General features: G+C 67.7%; 24 protein-coding genes. 11 read left to right on the top strand and 13 right to left on the bottom strand.

Annotated elements, in window-relative coordinates; genetic code table 11:
• The first annotated feature begins 94 nt into the window (after positions 1 to 94).
• Positions 95 to 1,603 (top strand): PucR family transcriptional regulator, encoded by a 1,509-nt coding sequence (locus ACAM49_RS23730; protein ID WP_369637759.1) that lies wholly within the window; start codon positions 95 to 97, stop codon positions 1,601 to 1,603.
• 126 nt (positions 1,604 to 1,729) lie between these two features.
• On the opposite strand, the gene ACAM49_RS23725 is transcribed toward ACAM49_RS23730, so the two are convergent.
• From ACAM49_RS23725 to ACAM49_RS23715, 3 genes are all read right to left on the bottom strand, one after another.
• Complete coding sequence (locus tag ACAM49_RS23725) at positions 1,730 to 2,092, bottom strand: ferredoxin family protein (RefSeq protein WP_369637758.1); 363 nt, start codon at positions 2,090 to 2,092, stop codon at positions 1,730 to 1,732.
• Positions 2,092 to 3,681: an FAD-dependent oxidoreductase gene (locus ACAM49_RS23720; RefSeq protein ID WP_369637757.1), complete on the bottom strand. Its 1,590-nt coding sequence runs from the start codon at positions 3,679 to 3,681 to the stop codon at positions 2,092 to 2,094. Before ACAM49_RS23720 ends, ACAM49_RS23725 begins: the two co-directional genes overlap by 1 nt.
• 148 nt (positions 3,682 to 3,829) lie before the next feature.
• Positions 3,830 to 4,306: a MarR family winged helix-turn-helix transcriptional regulator gene (locus tag ACAM49_RS23715; protein WP_369637756.1), complete on the bottom strand. Its 477-nt coding sequence runs from the start codon at positions 4,304 to 4,306 to the stop codon at positions 3,830 to 3,832.
• A gap of 90 nt (positions 4,307 to 4,396) precedes the next feature.
• Between ACAM49_RS23715 and ACAM49_RS23710 the strand changes: the two genes are divergently transcribed.
• The 3 genes from ACAM49_RS23710 (at position 4,397) to ACAM49_RS23700 (ending at position 8,673) form a co-directional block, all read left to right on the top strand.
• On the top strand, positions 4,397 to 5,980 hold the full coding sequence (locus ACAM49_RS23710; RefSeq protein ID WP_369637755.1) for an MFS transporter: 1,584 nt from the start codon (positions 4,397 to 4,399) through the stop codon (positions 5,978 to 5,980).
• A 304-nt stretch (positions 5,981 to 6,284) separates the two neighbouring features.
• Positions 6,285 to 7,265 (top strand): diiron oxygenase, encoded by a 981-nt coding sequence (locus ACAM49_RS23705; protein WP_369637769.1) that lies wholly within the window; start codon positions 6,285 to 6,287, stop codon positions 7,263 to 7,265.
• A gap of 136 nt (positions 7,266 to 7,401) precedes the next feature.
• A complete protein-coding gene (locus tag ACAM49_RS23700; RefSeq protein WP_369637754.1) occupies positions 7,402 to 8,673 on the top strand; it encodes an acyltransferase family protein in 1,272 nt (423 codons plus the stop codon).
• Between the two features lie 4 nt (positions 8,674 to 8,677).
• Here ACAM49_RS23700 and ACAM49_RS23695 read toward each other — a convergent pair whose 3' ends face one another.
• Together ACAM49_RS23695 and ACAM49_RS23690 are read right to left on the bottom strand one after the other, a co-directional pair.
• The gene (locus ACAM49_RS23695) at positions 8,678 to 9,310 is read right to left on the bottom strand and encodes an arsenate reductase ArsC (protein ID WP_369637753.1); all 633 of its coding nucleotides are present in this window, start codon (positions 9,308 to 9,310) and stop codon (positions 8,678 to 8,680) included.
• A 109-nt stretch (positions 9,311 to 9,419) separates the two neighbouring features.
• A complete protein-coding gene (locus tag ACAM49_RS23690; RefSeq protein ID WP_369637752.1) occupies positions 9,420 to 10,259 on the bottom strand; it encodes an SDR family oxidoreductase in 840 nt (279 codons plus the stop codon).
• A gap of 113 nt (positions 10,260 to 10,372) precedes the next feature.
• On the opposite strand from ACAM49_RS23690, the gene ligA reads away from it, so the two are divergent.
• On the top strand, positions 10,373 to 12,364 hold the full coding sequence (gene ligA / locus ACAM49_RS23685; protein ID WP_369637751.1) for an NAD-dependent DNA ligase LigA: 1,992 nt from the start codon (positions 10,373 to 10,375) through the stop codon (positions 12,362 to 12,364).
• 27 nt (positions 12,365 to 12,391) lie between these two features.
• On the opposite strand, the gene ACAM49_RS23680 is transcribed toward ligA, so the two are convergent.
• The gene (locus ACAM49_RS23680) at positions 12,392 to 13,561 is read right to left on the bottom strand and encodes a cytochrome P450 (RefSeq protein ID WP_369637750.1); all 1,170 of its coding nucleotides are present in this window, start codon (positions 13,559 to 13,561) and stop codon (positions 12,392 to 12,394) included.
• A 53-nt stretch (positions 13,562 to 13,614) separates the two neighbouring features.
• On the bottom strand, positions 13,615 to 14,673 hold the full coding sequence (locus ACAM49_RS23675) for a LuxR C-terminal-related transcriptional regulator (protein ID WP_369637749.1): 1,059 nt from the start codon (positions 14,671 to 14,673) through the stop codon (positions 13,615 to 13,617).
• A gap of 193 nt (positions 14,674 to 14,866) precedes the next feature.
• Here ACAM49_RS23675 and ACAM49_RS23670 point away from each other — a divergent pair, with 193 nt between their 5' ends.
• The 4 genes from ACAM49_RS23670 to ACAM49_RS23655 all read left to right on the top strand — a co-directional run bounded on the left by ACAM49_RS23670 (position 14,867) and on the right by ACAM49_RS23655 (position 17,668).
• Entirely contained in the window at positions 14,867 to 15,514 is a 648-nt protein-coding gene (locus ACAM49_RS23670) for a nitroreductase family protein (protein WP_369637748.1), read from the top strand.
• A gap of 52 nt (positions 15,515 to 15,566) precedes the next feature.
• Positions 15,567 to 16,478 (top strand): Ku protein, encoded by a 912-nt coding sequence (locus ACAM49_RS23665; RefSeq protein WP_369637747.1) that lies wholly within the window; start codon positions 15,567 to 15,569, stop codon positions 16,476 to 16,478.
• Positions 16,479 to 16,573: 95 nt separating this feature from the next.
• Positions 16,574 to 17,152: a GNAT family N-acetyltransferase gene (locus ACAM49_RS23660; protein ID WP_369637746.1), complete on the top strand. Its 579-nt coding sequence runs from the start codon at positions 16,574 to 16,576 to the stop codon at positions 17,150 to 17,152.
• Between the two features lie 30 nt (positions 17,153 to 17,182).
• Positions 17,183 to 17,668 carry a hypothetical protein gene (locus ACAM49_RS23655; protein WP_369637745.1) on the top strand — a complete coding sequence of 162 codons (486 nt, stop codon included), beginning with the start codon at positions 17,183 to 17,185 and terminating at the stop codon, positions 17,666 to 17,668.
• Positions 17,669 to 17,679: 11 nt separating this feature from the next.
• Here the strand turns inward: ACAM49_RS23655 and ACAM49_RS23650 are convergent, their stop codons facing one another.
• The gene (locus tag ACAM49_RS23650) at positions 17,680 to 18,084 is read right to left on the bottom strand and encodes a 4-oxalocrotonate tautomerase family protein (RefSeq protein WP_369637744.1); all 405 of its coding nucleotides are present in this window, start codon (positions 18,082 to 18,084) and stop codon (positions 17,680 to 17,682) included.
• A gap of 91 nt (positions 18,085 to 18,175) precedes the next feature.
• Here ACAM49_RS23650 and ACAM49_RS23645 point away from each other — a divergent pair, with 91 nt between their 5' ends.
• The gene (locus tag ACAM49_RS23645; RefSeq protein WP_369637743.1) at positions 18,176 to 18,715 is read left to right on the top strand and encodes an ABATE domain-containing protein; all 540 of its coding nucleotides are present in this window, start codon (positions 18,176 to 18,178) and stop codon (positions 18,713 to 18,715) included.
• 18 nt (positions 18,716 to 18,733) lie between these two features.
• Here ACAM49_RS23645 and ACAM49_RS23640 read toward each other — a convergent pair whose 3' ends face one another.
• Positions 18,734 to 20,272, bottom strand: coding sequence for a zinc ribbon domain-containing protein (locus tag ACAM49_RS23640; protein WP_369637742.1), 1,539 nt, complete (start codon positions 20,270 to 20,272; stop codon positions 18,734 to 18,736).
• 151 nt (positions 20,273 to 20,423) lie between these two features.
• Between ACAM49_RS23640 and ACAM49_RS23635 the strand changes: the two genes are divergently transcribed.
• Entirely contained in the window at positions 20,424 to 21,401 is a 978-nt protein-coding gene (locus ACAM49_RS23635; RefSeq protein ID WP_369637741.1) for an SMP-30/gluconolactonase/LRE family protein, read from the top strand.
• Positions 21,402 to 21,411: 10 nt separating this feature from the next.
• Here the strand turns inward: ACAM49_RS23635 and ACAM49_RS23630 are convergent, their stop codons facing one another.
• The 4 genes from ACAM49_RS23630 to ACAM49_RS23615 all read right to left on the bottom strand — a co-directional run.
• On the bottom strand, positions 21,412 to 22,035 hold the full coding sequence (locus ACAM49_RS23630) for a hypothetical protein (RefSeq protein ID WP_369637740.1): 624 nt from the start codon (positions 22,033 to 22,035) through the stop codon (positions 21,412 to 21,414).
• A gap of 131 nt (positions 22,036 to 22,166) precedes the next feature.
• Positions 22,167 to 22,622 carry a DUF4189 domain-containing protein gene (locus ACAM49_RS23625; protein WP_369637739.1) on the bottom strand — a complete coding sequence of 152 codons (456 nt, stop codon included), beginning with the start codon at positions 22,620 to 22,622 and terminating at the stop codon, positions 22,167 to 22,169.
• Positions 22,623 to 22,674: 52 nt separating this feature from the next.
• Positions 22,675 to 23,337, bottom strand: coding sequence for a transcriptional repressor LexA (gene lexA / locus ACAM49_RS23620; RefSeq protein WP_369637738.1), 663 nt, complete (start codon positions 23,335 to 23,337; stop codon positions 22,675 to 22,677).
• 26 nt (positions 23,338 to 23,363) lie between these two features.
• A partial coding sequence (locus ACAM49_RS23615; protein ID WP_369637737.1) for a nitronate monooxygenase occupies positions 23,364 to 23,823 on the bottom strand: 460 nt, incomplete at its 5' end.

The following is a 23,823-nucleotide window of genomic DNA, read 5'->3' as shown; positions in this document are numbered from 1 at the left end:
GACATCCGAATCTGTGGCCTGGAACACAGGGACTCGTTTGTAGTTACATCCAAGTTCGGTAACCCGGGCGTCACTGACTGTTAGCGTGGGAAAAATGCGGTTACGTTCCCTGCTGACCATGAACGACCTGGGCCTGCGGCTCGTCACCGGAGAGGACGAGCTGGACCGTTTCGTACGCTGGGTAGTAACTACCGACATGCTAGATCCCAGCCGATACCTCTCCGGCGGTGAGTTTGTCCTAACCGGCCTGCAATGGCGCACCCAAGCCGAGGATAGTGAGCAATTCGTCAGCAACCTCGCGAAGGCGCGGGTGGCGGCGGTCGCGGCGGGCAGTGCCCTGTTCGGCGAATCGCCGCAGGATTTGATCGACGCTTGTAAGAAACACCGAATCCCGCTCTTCGAGGTCGAAGAGGAGATCGCGTTCGCCACGGTCACCGAGCAGATCAACCGGCGACTGTCCTCCGGACGGGCCGCGGATCTGAGCGCGATCCTGGATCGGCATCGGCAGCTGGTGTCCGGCGGCGGGCTCGATTCGGTGCTGGATCTGGTGCATCGCACGCTCGGCACGCGCTGCTGGGTGGTGTCCTCGCTCGGGCGCGTGGTCGCCGGGCCCACCCGCGACCTGCCCGACCAGGTGCGTTCGGCCTTCCTGGGCGCGAAGCGGCTGCCGCATGTGCTTTCCCACAGCCAGGTCCGGTATTCGCTGTTCGCGGTGGACGCCGACGGGACCTCGCGGATCGCGGACTGGTTCCTGGTCTTCGAGAGTGATTACAAGGACTGGCCCGAGGACCGGCGGGCCCTGATCGGCGAGCTGGCCGCGGTCGTCTCGCTCGAGCGGGCGCGGTTGGACGATCGGCAGAGCGCCGAAGGGCGGCTCGCGCAGGAACTGATCGAGCTGATCATGTCCGACGCCAAGCCGGCCGACATCATCTCCCGGCTCGAACTCACCGGATTGGGTCTGTCCGATCGCTATCTCGCGGTGGCGGCCACCGCGGATTCGGGTGCGGTGCGTCCGGGTGAGTTGCGTTCGGTGCTGCGGGAGATCCTCTCCGGTCGCGGCCCGGCCATCGGCGTGGTCGACGGCGAGGTGATTCTGCTGGTCGCCCTGGGTGGCGAGCAGGCGCTCGACGATCACATTCATCGCGCGATCGAGGCTCTGGAGCCCGGGCTGCAGCAGAGCCGACTATCGGTCGGCATCAGCGGCGCGGTCGACGGCGAGGGGTTGCGCGGCGCGGTCGAGGAGGCCCGCTACGCGCGGCGCATGGCCGCCGAACGCCAGCAGCCCACCAGCGTGGTCCGCCACGACGAGCTGGCGACCCACATGCTGCTGCTGGCCAGCGTGCCCGATGAGGTCCGCCGGATGTTCCGGGTGCGGCTGCTCGATCCGCTGCGGGTCTACGACCAGGACAACCGGGCCGATCTCGTGCACACCCTGGAGACCTTTCTCGAGGTCTCCGGTTCCTGGACCAAGTGCGCGGATCTGCTTCATCTGCACGTCAATACGCTGCGTTATCGCATCCAGCGCATCGAGGAACTCACCAACCGCGACCTGTCGCGCCTGGAGGATCGTGTCGACTTCTTCCTCGCCCTGGCGCTGCGCTGATCGGCTTCGGCGGCTGCGATCGGCGCGCGGCGCCAATCACGGCGCCGCACGGATTGATAAACGACTCAGGATCAACGGCATCGCCGCTACCGATACTGGATGGCTATCGGTAGCGGCGTCGCGGCATCAGCGAACCGGGCCGGAGGCCTCGAGTTCGATCAGGCGTGGCGGCGGTGCGCCGTGCGGGAGGGTCGGGCCGACTGCCAGCAGGCTGCCCGGCTTCCGGCCCCTTCCCCAGCCGAGTTGCTCTCGGTAGCGGCCGATGTGGGCTTCCGGGATGGCGTCACGATCCTCGAGCGGGGTGGAATCGGGCGCGACATAGAGAGCATCCACCGGGCAGTACGCCTCGCACATGAAGCAGGTCTGGCAGTCGGATTGCCTTGCGATGAGCGGTCTTCCGCTGTCGGTGCGGTCGAAGACGTCGGTCGGGCAGACGTCGACGCACTTGTCGCAGGCGATGCAATCGTCCGCGCGGAGCACCTCGATCATCACGCCACCGCCACGGGGGCCTCGGCGGCGGGTTCGGCCGCGACCCAGATCCGATCCTGGCCACCGGACAGGATGTGATGGTGCTGCGTCGGATCCAGCTCGGGATGATCTTCGCGCTTGCTCATGCCCCGAGTCTCGGTGCGTGCCAACGTGGATCGATACATCAGGCGACCGACCGCCGTAATGGCGGCGGCCTGACGTGAGCGGACCCGATCCGCACCGGTCCCGCCCAAGCCCTGCGACGCCCGTAGCCAGAGGTCGTCGAGCGCCGCCAGCGCGGGGCGCAGGCGCTCACCGTGGCGCAGATAGTTCTTCTCGAACGGGATGAGCTCCCCCTGCGCGGCGGCCACCACCTCCGCCGCGGACACCGATTCCGTTGCCTCGGGCCGCAATCCGACCCGGCCCACACCGCGCACGGCCGCCGGGTCGACCCGGCCCGACCGCAGCGCGAACTCCGCCGCACCCCGGCCCGCCCAGCTGCCGGAGGACATGGCCCAGGCCGAATTGTGGCTGCCGCCGCCGGTGAAGCCGCCGCAGATCCGTTCCCGCGTCGCGGCGTCGCCCGCCGCGTACAGGCCGGGAGCCGTTGTGGCGCAATCGTCGTCGATGACATCGATGCCGCCGGTGCCGCGCACCGTCCCCTCGGCCAGCAGATCCACTTCGAAGCGGTCGGTGAACGGATCGATGCCGCGGCGGTCGAACTGGAGGAAGAAGTTCGGCTGCCCCAGTCGCATCTGCGCCTGCACCTGCGCGTCGGCGCGATCCAGTTGCGCGAACACCTTCTCCGACAACAGGGTTCGCGCGATCACCGAGCGGCCCTTGGTGGAGCCCGCGCCCTCGAGCACCCGGCCGTCCTCGTGGAAGAAGGTGGCGTAGCCGTAGTAGGCGGTCTTGGTGATGGTCGAGCCCTTGGGGACGATGGCGTAGGCATTGGAGAACTCCATGCCCGAGAAGCGCGCACCGGCCTCGGCGGCCATGAGCGCGCCGTCACCGGTGTCGACATTGGTGCCCAGCGCCCGCGACAGGAAGGCGCAGCCGCCGGTGGCCAGCACCACCGCACCGGCCGTCACCTTGTAGTCCTGATCGGCCTGCCGCCGGTATCCGGCCGCGCCGCGCACCACGCCGTCGGCATCGACCAGAAGTTCCAGCGCCGGTGCGTGATCCAGGATCCGCACGCCCAGCCGCTGCACCCACGCGCGCATGCGCCGCATGTACTCCGGGCCCTGGACGCCGGTGCGCAGCTGTTCGCCCGTCGCGGGATCGACGGGGAACGGGTATCGGCCCTCGACCGCGAGCCGGTTCATGTTCGTGTAGGTCTGATCCAGGACGCGGTCCATCCAATAGTGGTCGGCCAGATGCCCGCCCAGCGCCTCGCGGCTGGCCTTGGCCTTGGCGCGGGCGGTGGCCTCGGGCGCGACATACCACACGCCGGTGCCCGAAGGCGCTGTGGCGCCGCTGGTTCCGCAGAAGCCCTTGTCGACCAGCACCACCTCCGCGCCCGCTTCCCGGGCGTGCACGGCCGCCCAACAGGCGGCGGGACCGCCGCCGATCACCAGCACGTCGGTACTGATCTGCCACGCTTCGCTCATCGGCACGTTCCTCACGGGAGTCGGTGCCCGGAACGGTAAGTCGGCCGGTCGACGCCGCCGAAGGGTTCGAATCACGGCGATCGGATGGCGGCGAAATTTTCCACCCCGTGGAATCCGGCTTGCTCGGCGCGCGGAATCCGGATAGGGATCAGCGGCAGGCTTCGGCCATGCCGCTGAGCCATTCCCGGATCGCGACGCGCTGGGCATCGGTGAAGCCCGCCTCCAGCTCGGCCTCGCGGCGGCCGACCAGGTCGTGGGCCTTCGCGTAGAGGGCCCGGCCCGCCTCGGTGACGTGGATCTGGTGCGTGCGGCGGTCGGTCGGGTGGGGACGGCGTTCGATGAGGCCGTCGCGCTCGAGGTTGGCGAGCAGTTCGTTGGCGGCCTGGCGGGTGCTGCCGACCTCGCGGGCGATATCCGAGACCGACATGCCGGGCTCGCGCTGGGTCATCATCAGCATGGCGTACTGCGAGGTCGTGAGGTTGAACTCGGCGAGCACCTCGCCGATCGAGGCGCGCATGCTCAGCCACACCTTGCGGACCATGAAGGTCAGCGATCCGCCGGTGCCACAGTGGAATTCCTCGTCCCACGCCGCCTGCGCGGACTTGCCCGAACCATCGCGGCTCACCGGCACGACCCTTTCCAGAGATTGACAGGTTCCTGACAATTCGGCACACTTGCGATCGTCAGGTTCCTACCAATCTTATCGAAGGTTTCCATGACTGCGCCTGTGACGCTGCCGAAATCGCGGCAGCGGCTGATTCTCTCGGTACTTCTCCTGTCCTCCCTGCTGATCTGGATCGACAACACCATCCTGTCCACCGCGCTCGAGACGCTCGCCGATCCGGTGCGCGGGCTGGGCGCGAATCCCGCACAGCTGCAATGGGCTTCGGGGTCCTACACGCTGGTTTTCGCCGCGCTGATGTTCACCGCGGGAGCCCTCGGCGACCGGTTCGGGCACCGGAGCGTGCTGGCGACGGGGCTGGTGGTCTTCGCCGCCTCGTCGATCTGGGCCGCCTACTCCTCGGATCCGGGGCAGCTCATCGCCGCGCGCGCCGTCATGGGCGTGGGCAGCGCGCTCATCATGCCCGCCACCATGGCCACCGTCACCTGGACCTTCACCGGGCCGGATCGGGCGGCCGCGATCGGGCTGTTCTCGACGTCCGCGGGCGTGGGGCTGGCGGCCGGGCCGCTGCTGGCCGGGGTGCTGCTCGATCACTTCTGGTGGGGCTCGGTGTTTCTGGTGAATGTGCCCGTCGTCGTGGTGGCGCTGATCGGGATCGCGGCATTCGTCCCGAACTTCCGCAGTCCGACGCCGCGGCCGCTGGATCTGGTCGGGTTGCTGTTGTCCGTCAGCGGTTTGGCGGCACTGGCCTACGGACTCATTCGCGCGGGGCAGGTCGCATCGTGGACGCCCGCGCAGGTGTGGGCTCCCATCACCGCCGGTGTGGCATTGCTGGTCGCGTTCGTGGTCGTCGAATTGCGTTCCACGCAGCCGAGTTTCGATCCTCGGCTGCTCGCGCAGCGCGTCTTCGGCGGCGGCAATGCGGCACTCGGGCTGTTGTTCCTGGCCATGACCGCCGCCGGGTTCTACGCGGCGTTCTATCTGCAAGGCGCACGCGGTTATTCACCGCTGGCCGCGGGTCTGATCAACTCCCCCGCCGCACTCGGCGTGATCATCGGCGGACCGCTCGGGGTGCGGCTGGTGCGACGCTGGGGACTGCGGTCGGTGACCACGACCGCGCTCACCGTCGGGGCATTGTGCATGGGGTGCGGCGTGTTCTTCGGCCTCGATACGCCGATCCTCTGGAATGTGATTCTGGCCGGGGCGCAAGGGTTCTCGATCGGCATGGTGATCGGCTCGGTGTCCAGTGCGATCATGAGCACCCTGCCGCTGCCGCTGGCCGGGGCGGGATCGGCGGTCAACAATACGGTTCGGCAAACCGGCAGCGTCCTCGGGATCGCGGTCGGCGGCACGATCATGGCGATCACCTACCGCACCGGGATTCAGGGATCAGTGGCCACGCTGCCCGATGCCGCCCGCGAGCCCGCCCAGGTGTCGGCCGAACAAGCCCGGCACGTGGCCGCGGCGATCGGGCGACCCGATCTCGCGCACGCGGCCGACAACGCGTTCATCCATGCCATGCACGTCGGTTCGATCTGGACCATGCTCTTCGCCCTGGCCGGAGCGCTGGTGCTGGCGGTGACGCTGCGGCCGGCGCAGGTGCCGGCCGAGGTCAGCGAGCGCCCCGCCACGCATCCTGCACCACTCGACGATGATGCACGACAACCCGTTCGTTGAGGTGATCCCGATGCGCCTGCACCAGTTTCCGGTGCAGGTGCCGGGCTCGTTGCAGCGGCTTCTGGATCGACATGACGGACTCCTTCGGTCTGCGGGCGCTCGGTGCGCGCCATCTACCACGTAAGACGGCGCGCGCCACCGAAATTCACCGCCCGAGCGGGCGAAACCCGCCGTCACGCGAAATTGACACTTGTGTGTAACTCCGATTAGCACTTACCTTGGATGTGTTGCACCGCACAGGCGCGGGGGTCTCGTACCGCGCCCGGCATCGGCGGGGTACGGAGATGAGGAGGCAATGGTGGCTCTGACAACGGCGAAGACGGTTCCGGCCGAACGGGATTACGCGGACATCCTGCGCACCCTGTCCGAGGGGTCGGTGCATCGCAACTTCGATCCGTACCTCGACATCGACTGGGACGCACCGGAATTCCGGATCGATCCGATGGATCCGCGGTGGGTGCTGGCGCCGGAGATCGATCCGCTGGGCGCCACCGAGTGGTACCGGTCCCAGCCGCTGGAGCGGCAGATCGAGATCGGGCGGTGGCGGATCGCCAATGCCATCAAGGTCGGCGCGGCATTCGAGAGCATTCTGATTCGCGGGATGATGCAGTACATCATGCGGCTGCCCAACGGCTCGCCGGAGTTCCGCTACTGCCTCCACGAGATGACCGAGGAGTGCAATCACATTCAGATGTTCCAGGAACTGGTGAATCGGATCGGCGTGGATGTGCCGGGGATGCGGCCGGTTTTCAAGGCGCTGTCACCGTTCATCGGGGTGGCCGGTGGTTATGCGTGGGCGATTCTGTTCATCGGCATTCTCGGCGGTGAGGAACCGATCGACCATTATCAGAAGGCGGTCATCCGCAATGGTGCGCAGCTGCCGCCGGCGGTGGTGCGCTGCATGGAGATCCATATCGCCGAGGAGGCTCGGCACATCTCCTTCGCCAACGAGTTCCTCAAAGAACATGTACCGGCGATGAATTCGCTGTACCGCACTGTGTGCGGACTGGCTTTTCCGCTCGCCATGCGGTGGCTGGCGGGTGAGATCATGGCCCCGCCGCCGGAATTCGCCCGCACCTTCGATATTCCGCGCGAGGTCATCAAGGAGGCGTTCTGGCGGTCACCACAGGGCGCCAAGACGCTGTCCGGATATTTCGGCGATATGCGTTCCCTGGCCACCGAGCTCGGCCTGATGAACCCGGTGACCCGCCGCGTGTGGCGGCTGCTGCGCATCGACGGCGATCATTCCCGCTACCGCAGCGAGCCGGACCGCCGCGCCGCCTGAGCACGCCCGGTTCGCTTTGGCGAGCCTCGTTTTTCGGCGTCTTGCCGGTACCTGGGCGATCTGCTACAAATCTCGCTGTGTGCCGCCTGAGCTGTAGTTCTGTGAATATGTTCGACCGCTTCGGTGGCACCCTGTCGTGACCGTGGATGGAGTTGCGGCGGCTTCGGTAGCGCCGGTTGAACGAGTCGCGCGCGCCCGGGGCGGCCGATTCGAGTTTCTCGACGCGTTGCGGGGTCTGGCCGCCTTGGCGGTCGTGATCCAGCATTGTTCCGAACGCCTCTGGCCGGAGTATTTCCGCTTCTCGCAAGCGCATTTCGGGCTGGGCGAGTTCGGGGTGTTCGTGTTCTTCCTCGTCAGCGGCTTCATCATTCCCGCCTCGCTGGAGCGCGGGCGTTCCCTGGGAGCGTTCTGGGTGGGCCGGTTCTTCCGGCTCTACCCGTTGTACTGGGCCGGTCTGATCGCGGCGCTGATCCTGCATTCGATACACCGATACGGTCTCCCGACAGGTTTTCTCGCGCATCCCGAACGCGAGTTCCTGTCGAACCTGACGATGGTGCATTTCTTCATCGGCGGCCCGGACGTCCAGATCATCGGCGCCTCCTGGTCGCTGTCGTATGAACTCGCGTTCTATCTGTTCCTGTCCCTGCTGCTGATCGCCCGCCTCAATCGCCGTTCGGTGCCGCTGGCGGTGCTCGCGATCTTTCTGATCGTGCCCGGGGCGCTGCTGCCGGCCGGACTGGTCACCGGCGGCCTGTCGAATCCGGGCAGCCGCGCGATCGTGCTGGTCGCGACGATCCTGGTCGCCGCGGTGTTCGCGTGCCTGGCCGCCGACCGGCGGATGGCCATCGCCGCGATCGTGCTCGCATTCATTACCGTCCCACTGGTTCTCAACCAGCCCGGGCCGTCGGTGCTGACCTTCGGTTACTTCGCCACCATGTTCGTCGGCACGGTCCTGTATCGGATCACCTCGGGTGAGATCAGCGCCGGGCGCGGCTGGGCCGTCTTCGGTTTCGCGGTGTGCGTGATCTTCGGAATCAGCCTTTTCGTCGAAGACGCCGCCGACCCGTTGACCGGTGTCTGGGTGACCTGGCTCAAGCAGCCGACCACCATCATCGCCGCGTACCTGTTCTTCGCGGCGGCACTGCTGCTGCGCCGGCACACCTTCCCCCGCCCCCTGCTGTTCCTGGGCCGAATCAGCTACTCCCTCTACCTGATCCACGCCCTCATCCTCGACGGGCCGCGCTGGACCGTCTCCCTGCTGGGTATCCCCGCGGCCTGGCTCACCCTGTTCACCTGGGTAGCCGCGGCGGTGACGATCGCGTCGCTGACCTACCGCTTCATCGAAAAGCCGTGCCACAACCTCGGACACCGCATGATCGTCAAGATCGACGCCCGCAACCGGTCCTGAGCGGTCAGTCGATGGCCTTCGGCGACAGACCCAGGTCCGCGACCAGTTGACGCACCCGCGATTCGACCTGATCTCTGATCGCACGAACCTCCTCGAGGTCGCGGCTCGCCGGGTCCGGGAGCCACCACTGCTCGAAACGGTGGCCCGACACAATGGGATCGGCATCGCCGCAACCCATATCGATGACCACGTCGGCCGCCCACACCAGCTCATCGGTCCACGGCTTGGGGAACTCCGCGCCGATATCCACGCCCCGCTCCGCCATCGCCTGCACCACAACGGGATTCACGACACTCTCCGGCGACGACCCGCCCGACCAGCCCACCGCCCGATCGCCGACCATCCGCGCGAAGAACCCCAGCGCCATCTGCGAACGGCCCGCATTGTGCGTGCACACGAACAGCACCGCCGGAATATCGGATCGCCGCCCCGCCGACTTCGCCAGCGCGATCAACCGATCCCGCGCGAACCGCTCGGCCAACAGCACCACATCGCCGACCTGGCCGCCGATCGCGAACAACTCGTCATACGACGACCGCAGCAGCCGCTCGATCGCCTCCTCATCCGCTTCACCCCGGAATTCCTCCCCCAGCCGCGCGGCCGCCGCGGCGAGCGAATCATCGGCCTCGTCAACCACACCTGCTCCTTCTACAACACCCGAACCCATCGACGGCCGATTCGCCCCCTCCGACCAGCCTACGCAGGTCGGGTGAACCCGGCATTCCAGACCGATTCCGGCGGTGCGCTCAGAGGATGGGGCGGCCGCCGGTCACCGCCAATCTCGCACCCGAGACATAGCTGCCGTCGTCGGTGGCGAGCAGCACGTAGGCGGGAGCGAGCTCCGCCGGCTGCCCGGCTCGCCCCAAAGGTGTGTCGTCGCCGAAGTGCGCCACCTTCTCCGGAGGCATGGTCGCCGGGATCAGCGGCGTCCAGATCGGGCCGGGCGCGACACTGTTGACTCGAATTCCCCTGGGCCCCAGTAGTTGTGCCAGGCTCGCGGAGAAGTTGGCGATGGCCGCCTTCGTCGCGGCATAGGGCGCGAGCGTCGGCGAGGGCATATCGGAATTGACCGAAGAGCTGCCGATGATCGACGACCCGGGAGCCATATGCGGGAGCGCCGCCTTCACCAGGCTGAAATAGGCTCCGACGTTCAAACGGAAGGTGTAATCGAACTCCTCGTCGGTGATCTCCTCGAGCGTCTCGTGGGTCATCTGGAACGCCGCATTGCTCACCAGCACATCGACTTTCCCGAATTCGGCCACTGCCCGTTCGATCACCGCGCGGCACTGCCCCGGATCGGACAGATCGCCTGGCGCCAGCACCGCGGTGCGCCCGGCTTCCCGCACCAGATCGGCGACCTGCTCGGCATCGTCGTGCTCGTCGAGGTACGACAGCAGCACGTCTGCTCCTTCACGGGCGAAAGCGATCGCCACCGCCCGGCCGATCCCGCTGTCCGCGCCGGTGATCACCGCCGCCTTGCCCACCAGTTTGCCGCTGCCCCGATAGCTGCTCTCCCCGCAGTCCGGCACCGGATTCATCTGCGACTGACGACCCGGAACCTTCTGCTGCTGCTCTGGAAAACCCATACCCGAACCCCTTCCATCGAACCGGATGCCCGATGCGGTCGCGCTACCCGCACGAATCCGAAGCAAACACCCGCACTGGTGACTGTCGGTGCACGCCGGTAGCGTCCGGCGTTGTGGAACCTGGAGCACGCATCGAAGAACTGGCCGAACGCCTCACCGCGCTGCGCGCCGCCTACTACGACGGCGCACCGCTGGTCGCCGACGCCGACTACGACGCCCTCGAGGACGAGCTGCGCGGCCTGATCGAGGCCCATCCCGACCTCACGCCGGATCCGAACCCGCTCGACCAGGTGGGCGCGCCCAGCGAACTGCATGCGCCGGTCCGGCATGCCCGCCCGATGCTCTCGCTGGAGAAGGCCACCAAGCCCGAACAGGTGGCCGCGTTCTTCGACCGCTTCCCCGGCCAGCCGGTGGTGGTGATGCCCAAGCTGGACGGGCTGTCGCTGTCGCTGGTCTTCGAGAACGGCCGCCTGGCCCGCGCGGTCACCCGCGGCGACGGCACCACCGGCGACGACGTCACCCCGCTGGTCCGCGCGCTCGTCGACGGCATCCCCGACCGCATCGAGGTGCTCGACCGGGTGGAGGTGCGCGGCGAGGCCGTCATGCTGCGCTCCACCTTCACCGCCTACAACACCGCCCACCCCGACAAGCCGCTGATCAACCCGCGCAATGCCGCCGCAGGCACTCTGCGCGCCAAGGACCCGGCCACCGTCGCCGAACGCCGGCTGCGGTTCTTCGGCTTCGACCTCGACGCCCCGGCCGACCACACCGCACTCGACCTCGAGGACGGCCTGCGCGGGCTCGGCTTCACCGGCGCGACCATGACGCACTGCGTCGACGCCACCCAGGCGCAGGCCGCGATCACCGCCGTCGAAACCTCCAGGGCCGCACTCGATTACGACCTCGACGGCGCGGTCCTGCGCCTGGCCGATCGCGATGCCTACGCGGCCGCCGGTACCCGCTCCAACTCCCCTCGCGGCGCGCTGGCGTTCAAATTCGCGGCCGAGGAGAAGACCACCCTGCTGCGCGAGGTCGTCTGGGACGTCGGCAAGACCGGCAAGATCGTGCCGGTGGCGTGGCTGGAGCCGGTGTTCGTCGGCGGCACCACCGTCACCAAGGCCACCCTCGCCAATCAGGAAGTCATCCGCGCCCGCGACATCAAGATCGGCGACACCGTCCTGGTGCGCCGCGCCGGCGATGTCATACCGTTCGTCGCGGGCGTGCTCGACGCCGCCGCACGCACCGGGGCCGAGGTCGACATCGTCGCCCCCACGACCTGCCCGTCGTGCGGGCAGCCGGTGACCGAGGAGGGCAACAGCCGGGAACTGTTCTGCACCAACGTGTCCTGCCCCGCCCAAACCGTGCGACGGCTCATCCACTGGGCCTCGCGTGCCGCGGCCGACATCGACGCCGTCGGCCAGAAGTGGATCGAGCGCCTCGCCGAGGCGGGCATCCTGGAAAACCCGTCGGACTTCTACACCCTCACCAAGGAGCAGCTGCTCGAATTCGACCGCGTCGGCGAGGTGTCCGCGACCCGGATGATCGAATCCATCGACGCCAGCCGCCAGGTCGGCCTGCGCCGCGCCCTCATCGGCCTGGCCATCCCGATGGCCTCCGAGGGCACCGCCGCCCGTCTGGGCCGCGCCGGATTCGCTTCCCTGGAGGAGATCGCCGACGCGGGCGAGGACCGGCTGGTCGAAGTCGACGACATCGGGCCGAAAGTCGCCGCGTCACTGGCCGCACACCTCACCCGCCTGCGCCCCGAACTCGAACGGCTACGCGCACACGGTGTTTCCCTCGACGTCCGCCCCGAGGACCTACCCCCGGTCGTCGCCGCCGGCGCACCCCTCGCGGGCAAAACCGTCGTAATCACCGGCGCCATCGCCGACCCACGCTCCGGCGAGAAGGTCGCCCGCCCGACCTTCCAGCGCCTGTGCGAAAAGGCCGGAGCCACAGCGGCATCCTCGGTCTCGGCCAACACCGACATGCTCATCACCGGCGCCGGAGTCGGCGAGGCAAAGCTGACCAAGGCCGAAAAGCTCGGGGTGCAAGTCGTCGATCAAGGCGAGATCTGGCCCCTGCTCATCGAAGCCAACATCGTGTAACACGAACTGCGACAGGAGTACTCGCGGTTAGCCGAATCGCAGGGGTAGCTCGATCGGGCCGACCGGACCCAGGTTCGGCCCGTGCACGATCGGGCCCGCGGCACTGAATTCCGGCACGCGGCGCGCCAGAATCGGCAGTGCCTCGGCCAGTTCCGCGCGAGCCAGTGGCGCGCCCAGGCAGAAGTGGATGCCGCCGCCGAAGGCGAGCTGCGCGGCCGGTCGCGGCGCGGTGATGTCGAAGCCGTTGTCGCCGAACACCTCCGGATCGGTGTGCGCGGCATTGACGAGAATATTGAGGAAGCTGCCCGCCGGGATGGTGAGCCCCGCGAAGTCGAACGTCTCCTCGGCGACGCGCCAGATGGTGTTGACCGACGGTGCGACCCGCATGACCTCCGCGACGGCCCGCGGCGCGAGCGCCGGGTCGGCCGCCAACAGTCGCCACTGGTCCTGATGGTCGAGGAAGGTGCGCATGGCCAGCCCGAGCTGCTGGCGGGTGGTGTCCTGACCGGCGAACAGCAGCGCGCTGGTCATGGTGCGCAATTCGGCGGGCGAGAGGCGGTCCCCGGCCTCCTCGGCGGCGAGCAGCTCGGTCAGCAGGTCCGGGCCGGGCGTGGCCCGGCGCTGCTCCAGCAGTTCGTCGATAATGGCGTGCAGCGTCGCCAGCGCCGCTTCGATGCGATCCAGCTCGGCGGCCACCGACACGCTGAAGATCAGGCCGATGTCGTTGGGCAGGCGGCGGAACTGATCGCGGAGTTCGGTTGGCACGCCCAGCAATTCGCAGATGACGCGGGCCGGATACCGGTCGGCGAACTCGGCCATGAACTCACATTCGCCCGCCGCTACCAGCGGCGCGATCAGCTCCTCGGCGATGGACCGCATGTCCGGTCGCAACCGGTCCACGGCCGCCGGGGTGAACGCCTTGCTCACCAGCCGCCGCAGGCGCGTATGCGCAGGTCCCTCGATGCTCGGCAGCACCGATCCCATCCACTCCACCGCCGGTCCCGACGTAATGCCCTGGGCGGCAAGGAAATCCACGCCACCCCAGCGCACCCGGCGATCGGCCAGCAGGGCCGTCGCCTCCCGGTGCCGCAGAATCGCGAAGCCGATCGGGGTGCGCGCGTACCAGCTCTCGGCGCGGGCGGCGACGACCTCGTCGGAGTCCGGCCGGAACGCCGGATCGAGCACGTTCAATTCCATGCCGGAAACGCTATGGGCGGCGGCCCGACCGGCCCATACCAGAAATCTGGTATCTATCCGAGGCCCGCGCTGTCCGCGTGGACCAGCCCGGTGAGCTGGCGCCGGCTGCGCACCCCGGCCTTGCCGAAGATCGAGGTCAGATGGGTCTGCACCGTCAGCGGGGAGATGAACAGCCGCTCCGCCACCTCGGCCGTGCTGCACCCGCGCACCACCAACTCCACGATTTCCCGCTCCCGCGCGGTGAACCCGAACGCCGCGTAAAGCAGCGGTGCGACCGCACCCGGATTCGCCTGTTGCAGAACGAGACTCACCTCGAACCCTGCGGCGGGCCGCACGTCGACGGCAGTGACGGACGCGTGCAGCGACACCCAGCGTCCACCTGCCCCGAGCACCCGCGAGGCGGCCTCACCCTCCATCCGGGCCCGTTCCGCCAGCGCGAGCACCGCGAACGGCAGCGGCGCGAGATCCGGTGCCCCCGGCGCGCCGAGTTCGGCGAGCCACGCCCGCGCGGGCCCCGACACCGCGATGACCTCTCCGCGCACACCCAGGACCAGCACGCCCGGCCACGCCGTGCCGCCGTCCACGGCGGCCCGTGCCCGCACCCCGGCGCTGCGCAACCCCTGCCCGAGCACACCCGCCACCTGATGCGCGAACTCCGCCTCATCCGCGGTGAAGTCGTGCGGAGTCTCCCGGAACAGCGAGATGTTCCCCCAGCACATCCCGTCGGCCACCAGCGCGACCCGCAGCTCACCTCGAATATTATTGGGCCGCAGCAGCTCCCGATACCGCACACTGCCTTCCAGACGCCCGCCGGTGGCCTCGGTCAACACCCCGGCCCGCCGCCGCGCCCCCGCCAGCCGCACAAAGGAATTGAAGTCGTCCGGCAGATAGGCGAACCGCGCCACCTCCGCATCCGGCGGCGGCATCCGGTGCGCCCGGAACCCGGTCTCGATCAGCGTGTCCGGATCGGTGGTATGCCAGCAGCCGCAGTCGTGCGGAACGGCGGCGGCCAGCAGCACCCCGGCCTCGTCGATCAGATCCGTGGTGTCCAGCCCCGCGGTGGCCAGCCTGGTCAGCCGGTCGAAGGTCCGCTCCCTGCCGCGACTCCCCATCGCTCCAGTGTCACCCGCCGATCCCGCAACATGCACGATATCTGCCCGATGATCCCAGCCTGGTTCCGTACCAGACCATCTCTAGACAGATTGTTTGACAGCAGATGATTATCAGTCCTACGTTGTAATGATCCGAGTGAGGATGCTTTTCGCGCAGACGAACGTGGAACCTGTTGAGCCGCAAGGAGTCACCATGACGCTCGAGCTATCGCCCGATGAACTGCTGTCGACTACGCGTGCGGTGCGGCGGCGCCTGGACTTCGATCGACCGGTGCCGCGGGCGCTCATCGAAGAGTGCGTGGATCTCGCGACCCAGGCCCCGACCGGACGCAACCGGCAGCGGTGGCATTTTCTGGTGGTGACGGAGGCAGCGCAGCGGCGCGAGGTGGCCGAGGTCTTTCGGCGGGCCCTCGCACGCGGCGAAGCAGCGCCCCTGACCCGGGACGATCTGGTGCGGATGAACGTTCAGCCGGGCACCATGTCGCGGGTGTTCGACGGCGTCCGGTACCTGGCCGACAACGTTCATCGGGTGCCCGCCTTCGTGATTCCCGCCGTGGAGGGCCGCACCGACACGGCTTCGGCGGAGGTCCAGGCCGGTACCTGGGGTTCGATTCTCCCGGCGGTCTGGAGTTTCATGCTCGCCGCCCGCGCACGCGGTCTGGGCACGGTGTGGACCACCGCGCACGCACCGCTGGAACGCGAATTGTCGGCAATCCTCGGCGTGCCCTATGACGATGTGATGCTCGCGGCCTTCCTACCGCTGGCCTATACGCTCGGCACCGATTTCAAACCCGCGGTGCGCGTCCCCCGCGACCGCGTCCTGCATTGGCAGCGCTGGTAACTGTTCGGTCGGTTACCGGGCGAAATCTCCGATTCGTCGTAGTATCGGGGCCATGCGGTCCATTTGGAAGGGCTCCATCGCGTTCGGCTTGGTGAATGTTCCCGTGAAGGTGTACACCGCCACGGAAGATCATGACATCAAGTTTCACCAGGTCCATGCCGTGGACGGCGGGCGGATCAAGTACGAGCGGGTGTGCACGGTGGATGGGCAGCCGGTGCAGTATTCCGATATTGATCGGGCTTATGAGTCACCGGATGGGGATCGGGTGATTTTGACCGACGAGGATTTCGCCAAGTTGCCGGCGGCGGAGAAGCACGAAATTCCAGTGTTGCAATTCGTGCCGTCGGAGCAGATCGATCCGATTCTGTTCGACAAGAGCTACTATCTGGAACCCGATTCGACGACGCCGAAAGCCTATGTGCTGCTGGCGAAGACGCTCGAGCGGGTGGACCGGGTGGCGCTGGTGCATTTCACGCTGCGGCAGAAGACCCGGCTGGGCGCGCTGCGGGTGCGCGACGGGGTGCTGGTGTTGCAGACGCTGCTGTGGCCCGACGAGGTGCGGTCGGTCGCCTTCGACAAGCTCGACGATGTCGCCGAGCCCAAGAAGCAGGAACTGCAGATGGCGGAGACGCTGGTCGACACGCTGTCGGACGATTTCGATCCGAGCCTGTACGTGGACGAATACCAGATCGAGTTGAAGAAGCTGCTCGACGAGGCGATCGCCAGCGGTTCCAGCAAGGTGACCCGGGCGCCCGAGGCGGCCGCGCCGGAGATGGATGCCGAGGTCGTGGACCTGGTTGCCGCGCTGCAGCGCAGTTTGGAAGCCTCCGGGCGCAAGACCGGCTCGGCCCCGGCCGCGCCCGCGAAGGCCGCCAAGGCGAGCAAGGCCACCGCCGAGAAGAAGCCCGCCAAGAAGGCCGCCGCGAAGAAGGCCCCGGCCAAGCAGACCCGCAAGGGCGCCTGAGACCACGTCGGCCGAGGCTGATACCACGCCACTCCCGAGGCATTGCCAGCCACGGGTCCCCGGCCAACCAGCAGCCACCTGGCAAACTGTTCGACATGGAATCCGATGTATCCATCCAACCCGATGTCGCCATCGTCCCCATGGGCCTCGGCCACCTGCGTCAGGTCATCGACCTCGGCTACCAGGTGTTCGACACCCACGCCAAGCCCTACACCTCGTGGTCGCTGACCTCGGTGGCCGAGCACCTCGACAGTGCCGGGAAGTCGTGCTGGGTGGCGGTGGACTCGGATCGGGTGGTCGGATTCGTGCTGGCCTCCATGGAATTCGAGCTGCGCGAGGACTGGGCCTACCTGGAGTGGATCGCGGTCTCGCCGAACATGCAGGGGCGCGGCGTCGCCGGCAAGCTCATGACCGCCTGCTGCGACCTGCTTTTCAAGCACGGTGCGCGGCGCATCGTCACCGACGTGGAGCTGCACAACTCCGCCTCGGCCGGAATGATGCGCAAGAACGGCTTCACCGAGGGCACCACCGTGACGCTGTTCGTACGGCCAAATCCCGAAGAGGCACTCGCGGGCGAGGACGAGCAGGTCACGCTCGGACCGGGCACCAAGCGGGATCTGATCCGGCGCGGGCGCATTGCCGGGGACGGTCGGCACGGGCGGCCCGGCCGCTAGTTGTCGGCCCCCCGGGCTACCGTCGATGCCATGACCGCCGTCGACGAGACCATGATCGCCATCAATGACGCCGTAACCCTTGGCCGACAAGGGGATACGGTGGCGGCGCGGGAACGGTTGACAGCGCTGTGGGCGAGCATCGGCCCGGGTGGCGATCCGCTGCACCGGGTTTCGCTAGCGCACTTCCTGGCCGATCTGGAGGAGCATGCGGCGGATGCGCTCACCTGGGATATTCGTGCTCTCGACGCCGCTGATTCGCTGACCGACGAGCGGGCACAGGCTCATCATGCCGGGTTGAGTGTGCGCGGCTTCTATCCGTCGCTGCACCTCAACCTGGCCGACAACTACCGTCGCCTGGGCGCTTTCGAGACTGCGCGGCGGCATCTGGACGCGGCGCGCGCCAGTCTGGTCGATCTGGCCGAGGACGGCTACGGGCTGGGCGTGCGGGCCGGTATCGCCAATGTCGAAGCGGCGCTGGCGGACAACTCCACCGAGCCGCTACCCAGCCATCCGTAAGTGCCTGCGGCTCAATCCTTCTCGGCGGGGTCGAGGCGGCGGCGGGCCAGCTGGGTGACGCCGTTGTAGCCGTAACTTTCGCCGTCGAGCTCGTAGAGGGCGACGTAGGCGGCCGCGGGCAGCGGGCCGAGACGGTCGGCGAGCACCGTGTAGGCGTGTTCGATGAAGGCCGCCTTCTCCTGGGATGTGTTGGTGCCCGCGGTAATGCTGACCTCGAGGTGGGCGCCGGTCGCCTCGACCGGACGGGCGTTGGCCACGAACCAGCGGTCGGCCGGAACCAGATTGATCTGGACCACGGTGACTTCGGGCTCCTTGAGCAGGTCCTTCTCCAGCAGGGCGGTGATATCGGCCGCCAGGGCGGCCTGGGTGTCGGCGGGGACGTCGGGATTGGCGATGGTCACGCGTGCGAAAGGCATTGGAGGAGCTCCGATTCCGCGAAGTAATGGTTCGAATCATTACTACGCCGGTATCCTGTAACGTGTCAACCCATTACATGGAGGTGGCATCGTGGCGATCACCGAGCACATCAGCCTCGATCTGGTGGCGACGGTCGGTAAACGGTTCACCGGCACGCCGATCGAGCGGCTGCCCGATATCGAGGCCTGGCGCGCCTGGCTCGGCGCGCACGAACTGGAGATCGATGATTGCGGGGAGGGCGATCTCGCGGCCGCGCGTGCCCTCCGTGAGGCCGTCTACGAGGTAGTCGAAGCGGCATCCATGGATCGCGCACCCGCCCCGACCGCGCTCGCCTCGGTAAACGATCTCGCCGCCCGCGCCGAAGCGCCACGAAAACTTCTCTGGGACAAACGGAACGGCTTCCAGCTCGATCGCGAGGCCCTGTCCCCCGGCCAAGTGCTCGGCCTGATCGCCCGCGATGCGATCGACCTGCTCACCGGCCCCGAGCGGGACCGACTACATCAGTGCGAGGCCGACACCTGCGGCACCGTGTTCATCACATCGACCGGCGGCAAACCCCGCCGGTGGTGTTCATCTGCCTCGTGCGGCAATCGGGAACGTGTCCGAGCCCATCGCGCCACCAAGCGGTGACGCATTGCCGGACTAGAGTCAGGCAACGAATGGTAATTCGTTGCCTTTGTGCCGTCCTCCGGTGGAATCTGGAGGATCGACGGTGGGCGTGACTCGTGCCGCCCGGTGACACTGTCGCTGAGCGACCTCGGCGAAGGACAGACCCCAACGGGCCCGGAAGCGTTCGTCGAGAACGCCCAGGATATGCCCACGATTGCGATACCGGAGGGAGTCAGCTGCGTGAGAACGTCTCCGCAGTGTTCGGGCTCCGCCGATATCGGCGTGGACGCTTCGCCCGCAGAACCGGCACCGAAACAGGGCTTGGGTTCGGCGGTTGTTTCTGGCGGTGTAACCGCAGCTGCCGCATTCCTGACTGGAATAGGCGGCGGGGACGTCGACGAGTTCGATACCGAGATCCTCGCGCAGTGCCTCGAGTTTGGCGGTGACCGCAGCGCGGCCGGCGACGGTGAGCAGCCGCCGCAGGCGTTTGGACAGTTTTCCTGCCCGGGCCAGGCCCCGGAAGTCCAAACGTTCTACGATCACTCGGGCGATATCGGTGGCAGCGCCCTTGTCAGGGTTGAGGATTCGGTTGAGGCAACGATTGACCTCGTTGGTGACGAACCCGCGAATGTCTTGGACCAGGGCACGGTAGCGGCGGGAATCACGCAACCGGATGTGCTGGCGGTTCAGCGCTGCCACCAGTGGTTGCAGGCGAGTGTCGTAGGCGCGCAACCGATCCAGGAACCCGCGCCCGTGCAGCGCGCCGTCACTGGTGGCGAACAGAGTGCTCATGCCCCAATCCACCCCCAGGTCGCGGACACGATCGGCGGAAGGTGTCGCTGTCGCGGTCTTCACGATGAGCCGGAACACGACCCCACCCTCTGGGCCGACGACGACCTGGCAGTGGTTGGCCACCACCGCACCCTGGCGGGCAAGCCGCGTCAAGAACGCGGGCTGGGCGCGCAGCGGAATCCACACCGGCTTGTTCCTGGTCAGGGTGGAGATCCTGACCCAATAGTCAGCTGTCCCGGCGTGTTTCGGGGTTTCGACGACGGCGATCTTGCCATCCATCGCCATCGTGCGGACCCGTCGCAGATCCGGCGCCCCGACCCGGGACCGGACACGACGCATAAGCGTCCGAGCCACCGCGAGCACCCCGGCGTCGACGGCACGGGTGCGGGAGATCCGCACCGGCTCACCCGCCGAACCATGGGGCAGGTACCAGGCGTGGGCCTTGTTCACAGACAACAGATCTCGCTTGAGCGTGTCGGGCAAGGTGGAGCCGGTGACGAGCACGCGGAACACGCGTTCGCAGTTGCCCAGCCATGACCGGTGCGCTGCCATGGCCTGCTGGCCGATCGAGTCCCACTGCCGTTGCGACAGGCCGTCGTCCCAGCCCTTGGTGTCGATCCAGCGTGGCAGCACGCCGGTGGTGAACAGTTGCCGCCGTATCGCGGATTGCGCGCGCCCGAGCCCGGCCTGCCACACTGGCAGCATCGCAGCGACCTGGTCGAGTTTGTCCGCGTTCGCCAGCGAGGGCAGCCGGTAGGACCGGCACACCGTCGCGGAGGCAGACACTCGGCTCACAATCAGTGTTCATACAGCACCCCACCGACAACCAACGATCACCAGCCCTAAAGCCATCCGCTCCAGAAAGACCACGACTATTCACTAAGACCAGGCGGGCTACGCTACCGGGTGATCATCGCCCACCGAAGGGAACATCTCGATGCCGGATCCGCGACCGGGAACCGCTGTGCCGCAATCGGATTCCAGGGGTCGAGCCATCGGTCCGGGTTTCGCGGCGCTGCTGGCCGTCACCACCGTGTGCGCCGGTCCGGCCGCCGCCGACCCTCCCGCCACGACTGCCGAATCCTGCTCTCCCGCGAAGGTCGCGATCGGTATCCCCACCCGCACGCCCTTACTCGATTGGTCGGAGAACCTGGCATTCGATGCGAGCGGCGATATCTGGATCGCGCGCAGCCTCGGCAATGCGGTCGAGCATTACAACCACGACGGTCGGCTGGTGACCAGCGTGCCGGTGTCGGGTCCGGGCGCGGTTCGTCTCGGCCCGGACGGTCTGTTCTATGTGACATACGGCAATTCACCGTTCGCGGGAGCCGCCAAGCAGGGCGGCGTGGTCCGGTTCGATCCCAAAGCCCCCGCGCCGCAGCCCGAGGTCTTCGTCTCCGGACTCGGGCAGGCCAACGGGGCCGCCTTCGACCGCGACGGGAACCTCTACGTCGCCGATACGAGCGCGAACACCGTCGAGCGTGTCCGCCCGGACGGGACCGTCGACGCCGATTGGACCGAGCGCGCGCGAAACGCGCTGGCGGCCAGTGGCTCCGGCGCCGACGGCATCGTCGCCGACGGCGGCATCCTCTACGTGACGCTGCTGGAGAGTCCGACCGCACGCGTGGTCGCCATGCCGATCGCCGATCCCGCCCTGACCTCGGTCGCCATCGATCTGGCTCCCGCCCCGCTCAGCCCGCCGCTGCTACCCGACGATCTGGCGATCGGCGCGGACGGCGCGCTCTACATCGCCACCGGCACCGGGCAGCTGGTGCGCGCCGATCCGATCGCGCACACCAGCTGCACACTGCTGACCATCGAACCGCTGACCTCGGTCGCGGTGAACCCGGCCGACACCCGGACGCTCATCCTGGGCACCGAGAACGGCGACCTGGTCAAGGCCCGGGTTCACTGAGACGAAGCCGTCAATTGTCCTGCGCCGCATGCGCTCTGCCCTCGCGGAAGAATTCCAGCAGGCTCTCGACCGTCGGCACCTCGGTGCGCGGCCGCATGGCCCCGAAGGACACATTCCAGAACTCACCGTGCCGGCGCGTCCAGGGGCCCACGTAGGCGTAGGGCTGCGGGTTGTCCCAATCTCCGGGCGAGACACCGTAGTTGACCTCGTCCACGGCCACCGACAGATCGAAGTGCTCCGGCCACAGCACCGGCTGTTCGGCGGCGAAGCGGCGTAATGCGGTGTCCCCCACCGCGAACCAGTCGTGGACGGCGGTGGCGGCATCGGCGTCGACGGTGAAGGGCTCGTCCGGGTCCATGCGGGTGCCGTCGGAGTAGAGGCCCGCGGGCGGGGCATCGGCCTCGAACCCGGCGGTCGCGGCGAGGTCACTGTAGGTGCCGTGCAGCCGGATCCGGCCCTGCGGCCAGACCAGATCGGTGCCCGTGACCGACACCGGCCATTTCATGCCGGTGAAGCCGCCCAGCACGATCCGCATGCGGATGCTGCCGAAGCGGCGGTACTGCGGACCGGCGATCAGCAGTTCGGCCGCGGCGTGCAGGGCGAACCGGGTGTCCTCGTAGGTGATGTCGTCCACCGGGAAATCATCCCCGCCGAGGCGGTGATGTTGCTGGGAAACGGCTTCCGGCAAACAAATCAGCGCCACCCCGGACGAATCCGAGGTGGCGCTGAGATGTCGACGGCTGGGCCGAACCGATCGGCAGCTGGTCAGCTGGCGTTGTCGGTGCAGGCCGACAGAATGATCTTGGCCTGGCGCGGCGAGGAGGAGCCCGTGTCCGGGAAGGACGGGGCGCTCTTGCCGAGCACATTGATGGCCGAGGATTCCGCCTCCGACTTCGACGGGGCCCAGGCCCAGCCGAAACGGGTGTCGGCGCCCTGGGCGACCGCACCGCAGGCATTGGCGAAGTGCACGACGACGGCACAGTCGCCGCCACCGCACTTCTCGACAGCAGCGCCGTCCGCGGCGTCCCAGTTGCCGTAATTCACGGCATAAGCGACATTTCCGGTGCTCTTGGACAGCGCCAGCGCGCCGTACAGGTCACCGGAGGTAGCGACGAAGACCGGCTCCGACTCCGCCGCGGAAGCGGATCCGGCGGCCACGGTGCCCATCGCGGCCATCGACGTAACGGCGAGGCCGACACCGGCCTTGCGCAGCAACGACATTCGATACTCCCGGGGGATGGAAGGTGATAACGGGCGTCATCATGCCAGACGCTCAGACCCGGCGCATGACCGAGACGACCTTACCCAGGACCTGGGCCTGGTCGCCATCGATCACCGGATAGGCCGGGTTGCGCGGTTCCAGGTACACGTGGCCGCCGCTGCGCCGGTAGACCTTGACCGTGGCCTCACCCTCGATCATGGCCGCCACGATCTCGCCGGTGTGCGCCTCCTGCTGTTTGCGCACCACCACGATATCGCCGTCGCAGATGGCGGCGTCGACCATGGAATCGCCGCGAACCCGCAGGCCGAAGACGGTTCCGCGACCGACCAGTTCGCGTGGGAGGGAGAGCACGTCATCGGTGTGCTCCTCGGCCAGGATGGGCGTGCCGGCCGCGATATCGCCGACCACGGGCACCGGCACCGAGTTCTCGTCCTGCTGCCGCTGCGGCGCGGACGCCTTCAGGAACAGCCGCACATCCATGGGCCGGGTGACCGATTCGCTGCGCTTGAGGAATCCGCGCTCCTCCAAATCGCGCAAATGCCGCGAAACCGACGAACCGGACTTCAATCCGACGGCATCGCCGATCTCACGGGTGCTCGGCGAATACCCGTGCCGCTGCACCCAATCCCGAATCGTGCACAGGATTCGCTGCTGCCGTTCCGGCAGGGTGGAGGTGTCTAGATGCTCGAATCCGTCGAAGTCGTCATAGGTCACCCGGGAATCCTACGGTGAGCATCCCGTCATTCCCGCGCACGACCTGCGATGGCACGGGACAGCGCCGCCTCGGCCTCGGCCGCCAGTGCCGGAACCAGATCCGCGGCCGGTTGCAGACTGTCGATGAGATCGACTGCCTCACTTGCCCACACCGGTCCCGGCGGCAGCGCACCACGTGCCACGGCATCGCGATAGGCCTGCTTGGCGGCCTCGTCGTGCGCGAGTTCGCCTTCCCTGCCGCGCCATTCCTCCAGAATCGGATGCCCCAGGGTGCGCGCGGTGTACTCCGACGGCCAAGCCACCTCGCGCACGATATCCAGCAGATCGCTGCGCTCGGTATCCTCACCGCGCCCTTCGATCAGCGCCTTCCCGACGAACGGCTCCGCCAGCGCCTCGAGGCTGGCCTGAAACCGCGTCCCGATCAGCGCCCCCGCCGCCCCCAACGCCAGCACTGCCGCCAATCCCCGTCCGTCCGCGATCCCACCC

This window comes from Nocardia sp. JMUB6875 (assembly GCF_041154655.1).
In the GTDB taxonomy this organism is placed as follows: Bacteria; Actinomycetota; Actinomycetes; order Mycobacteriales; family Mycobacteriaceae; genus Nocardia.
Note: the sequence above shows the minus strand (reverse complement) of the source record. Positions and strands in the feature narration are given on the sequence as shown.

Bases quoted from the DNA above. Each gene is read 5' to 3' on its own strand.
- ACAM49_RS23730 (WP_369637759.1), top strand. From the start codon at position 95: ATGCGGTTACGTTCCCTGCTGACCATGAACGACCTGGGCCTGCGGCTC.
- ACAM49_RS23725 (WP_369637758.1), bottom strand. From the start codon at position 2,092: ATGATCGAGGTGCTCCGCGCGGACGATTGCATCGCCTGCGACAAGTGC.
- ACAM49_RS23720 (WP_369637757.1), bottom strand. From the start codon at position 3,681: ATGAGCGAAGCGTGGCAGATCAGTACCGACGTGCTGGTGATCGGCGGC.
- ACAM49_RS23710 (WP_369637755.1), top strand. From the start codon at position 4,397: ATGACTGCGCCTGTGACGCTGCCGAAATCGCGGCAGCGGCTGATTCTC.
- ACAM49_RS23690 (WP_369637752.1), bottom strand. From the start codon at position 10,259: ATGGGTTTTCCAGAGCAGCAGCAGAAGGTTCCGGGTCGTCAGTCGCAG.
- ACAM49_RS23680 (WP_369637750.1), bottom strand. From the start codon at position 13,561: ATGGAATTGAACGTGCTCGATCCGGCGTTCCGGCCGGACTCCGACGAG.
- ACAM49_RS23675 (WP_369637749.1), bottom strand. From the start codon at position 14,673: ATGGGGAGTCGCGGCAGGGAGCGGACCTTCGACCGGCTGACCAGGCTG.
- ACAM49_RS23670 (WP_369637748.1), top strand. From the start codon at position 14,867: ATGACGCTCGAGCTATCGCCCGATGAACTGCTGTCGACTACGCGTGCG.
- ACAM49_RS23665 (WP_369637747.1), top strand. From the start codon at position 15,567: ATGCGGTCCATTTGGAAGGGCTCCATCGCGTTCGGCTTGGTGAATGTT.
- ACAM49_RS23660 (WP_369637746.1), top strand. From the start codon at position 16,574: ATGGAATCCGATGTATCCATCCAACCCGATGTCGCCATCGTCCCCATG.
- ACAM49_RS23655 (WP_369637745.1), top strand. From the start codon at position 17,183: ATGACCGCCGTCGACGAGACCATGATCGCCATCAATGACGCCGTAACC.
- ACAM49_RS23650 (WP_369637744.1), bottom strand. From the start codon at position 18,084: ATGCCTTTCGCACGCGTGACCATCGCCAATCCCGACGTCCCCGCCGAC.
- ACAM49_RS23635 (WP_369637741.1), top strand. From the start codon at position 20,424: ATGCCGGATCCGCGACCGGGAACCGCTGTGCCGCAATCGGATTCCAGG.
- ACAM49_RS23625 (WP_369637739.1), bottom strand. From the start codon at position 22,622: ATGTCGTTGCTGCGCAAGGCCGGTGTCGGCCTCGCCGTTACGTCGATG.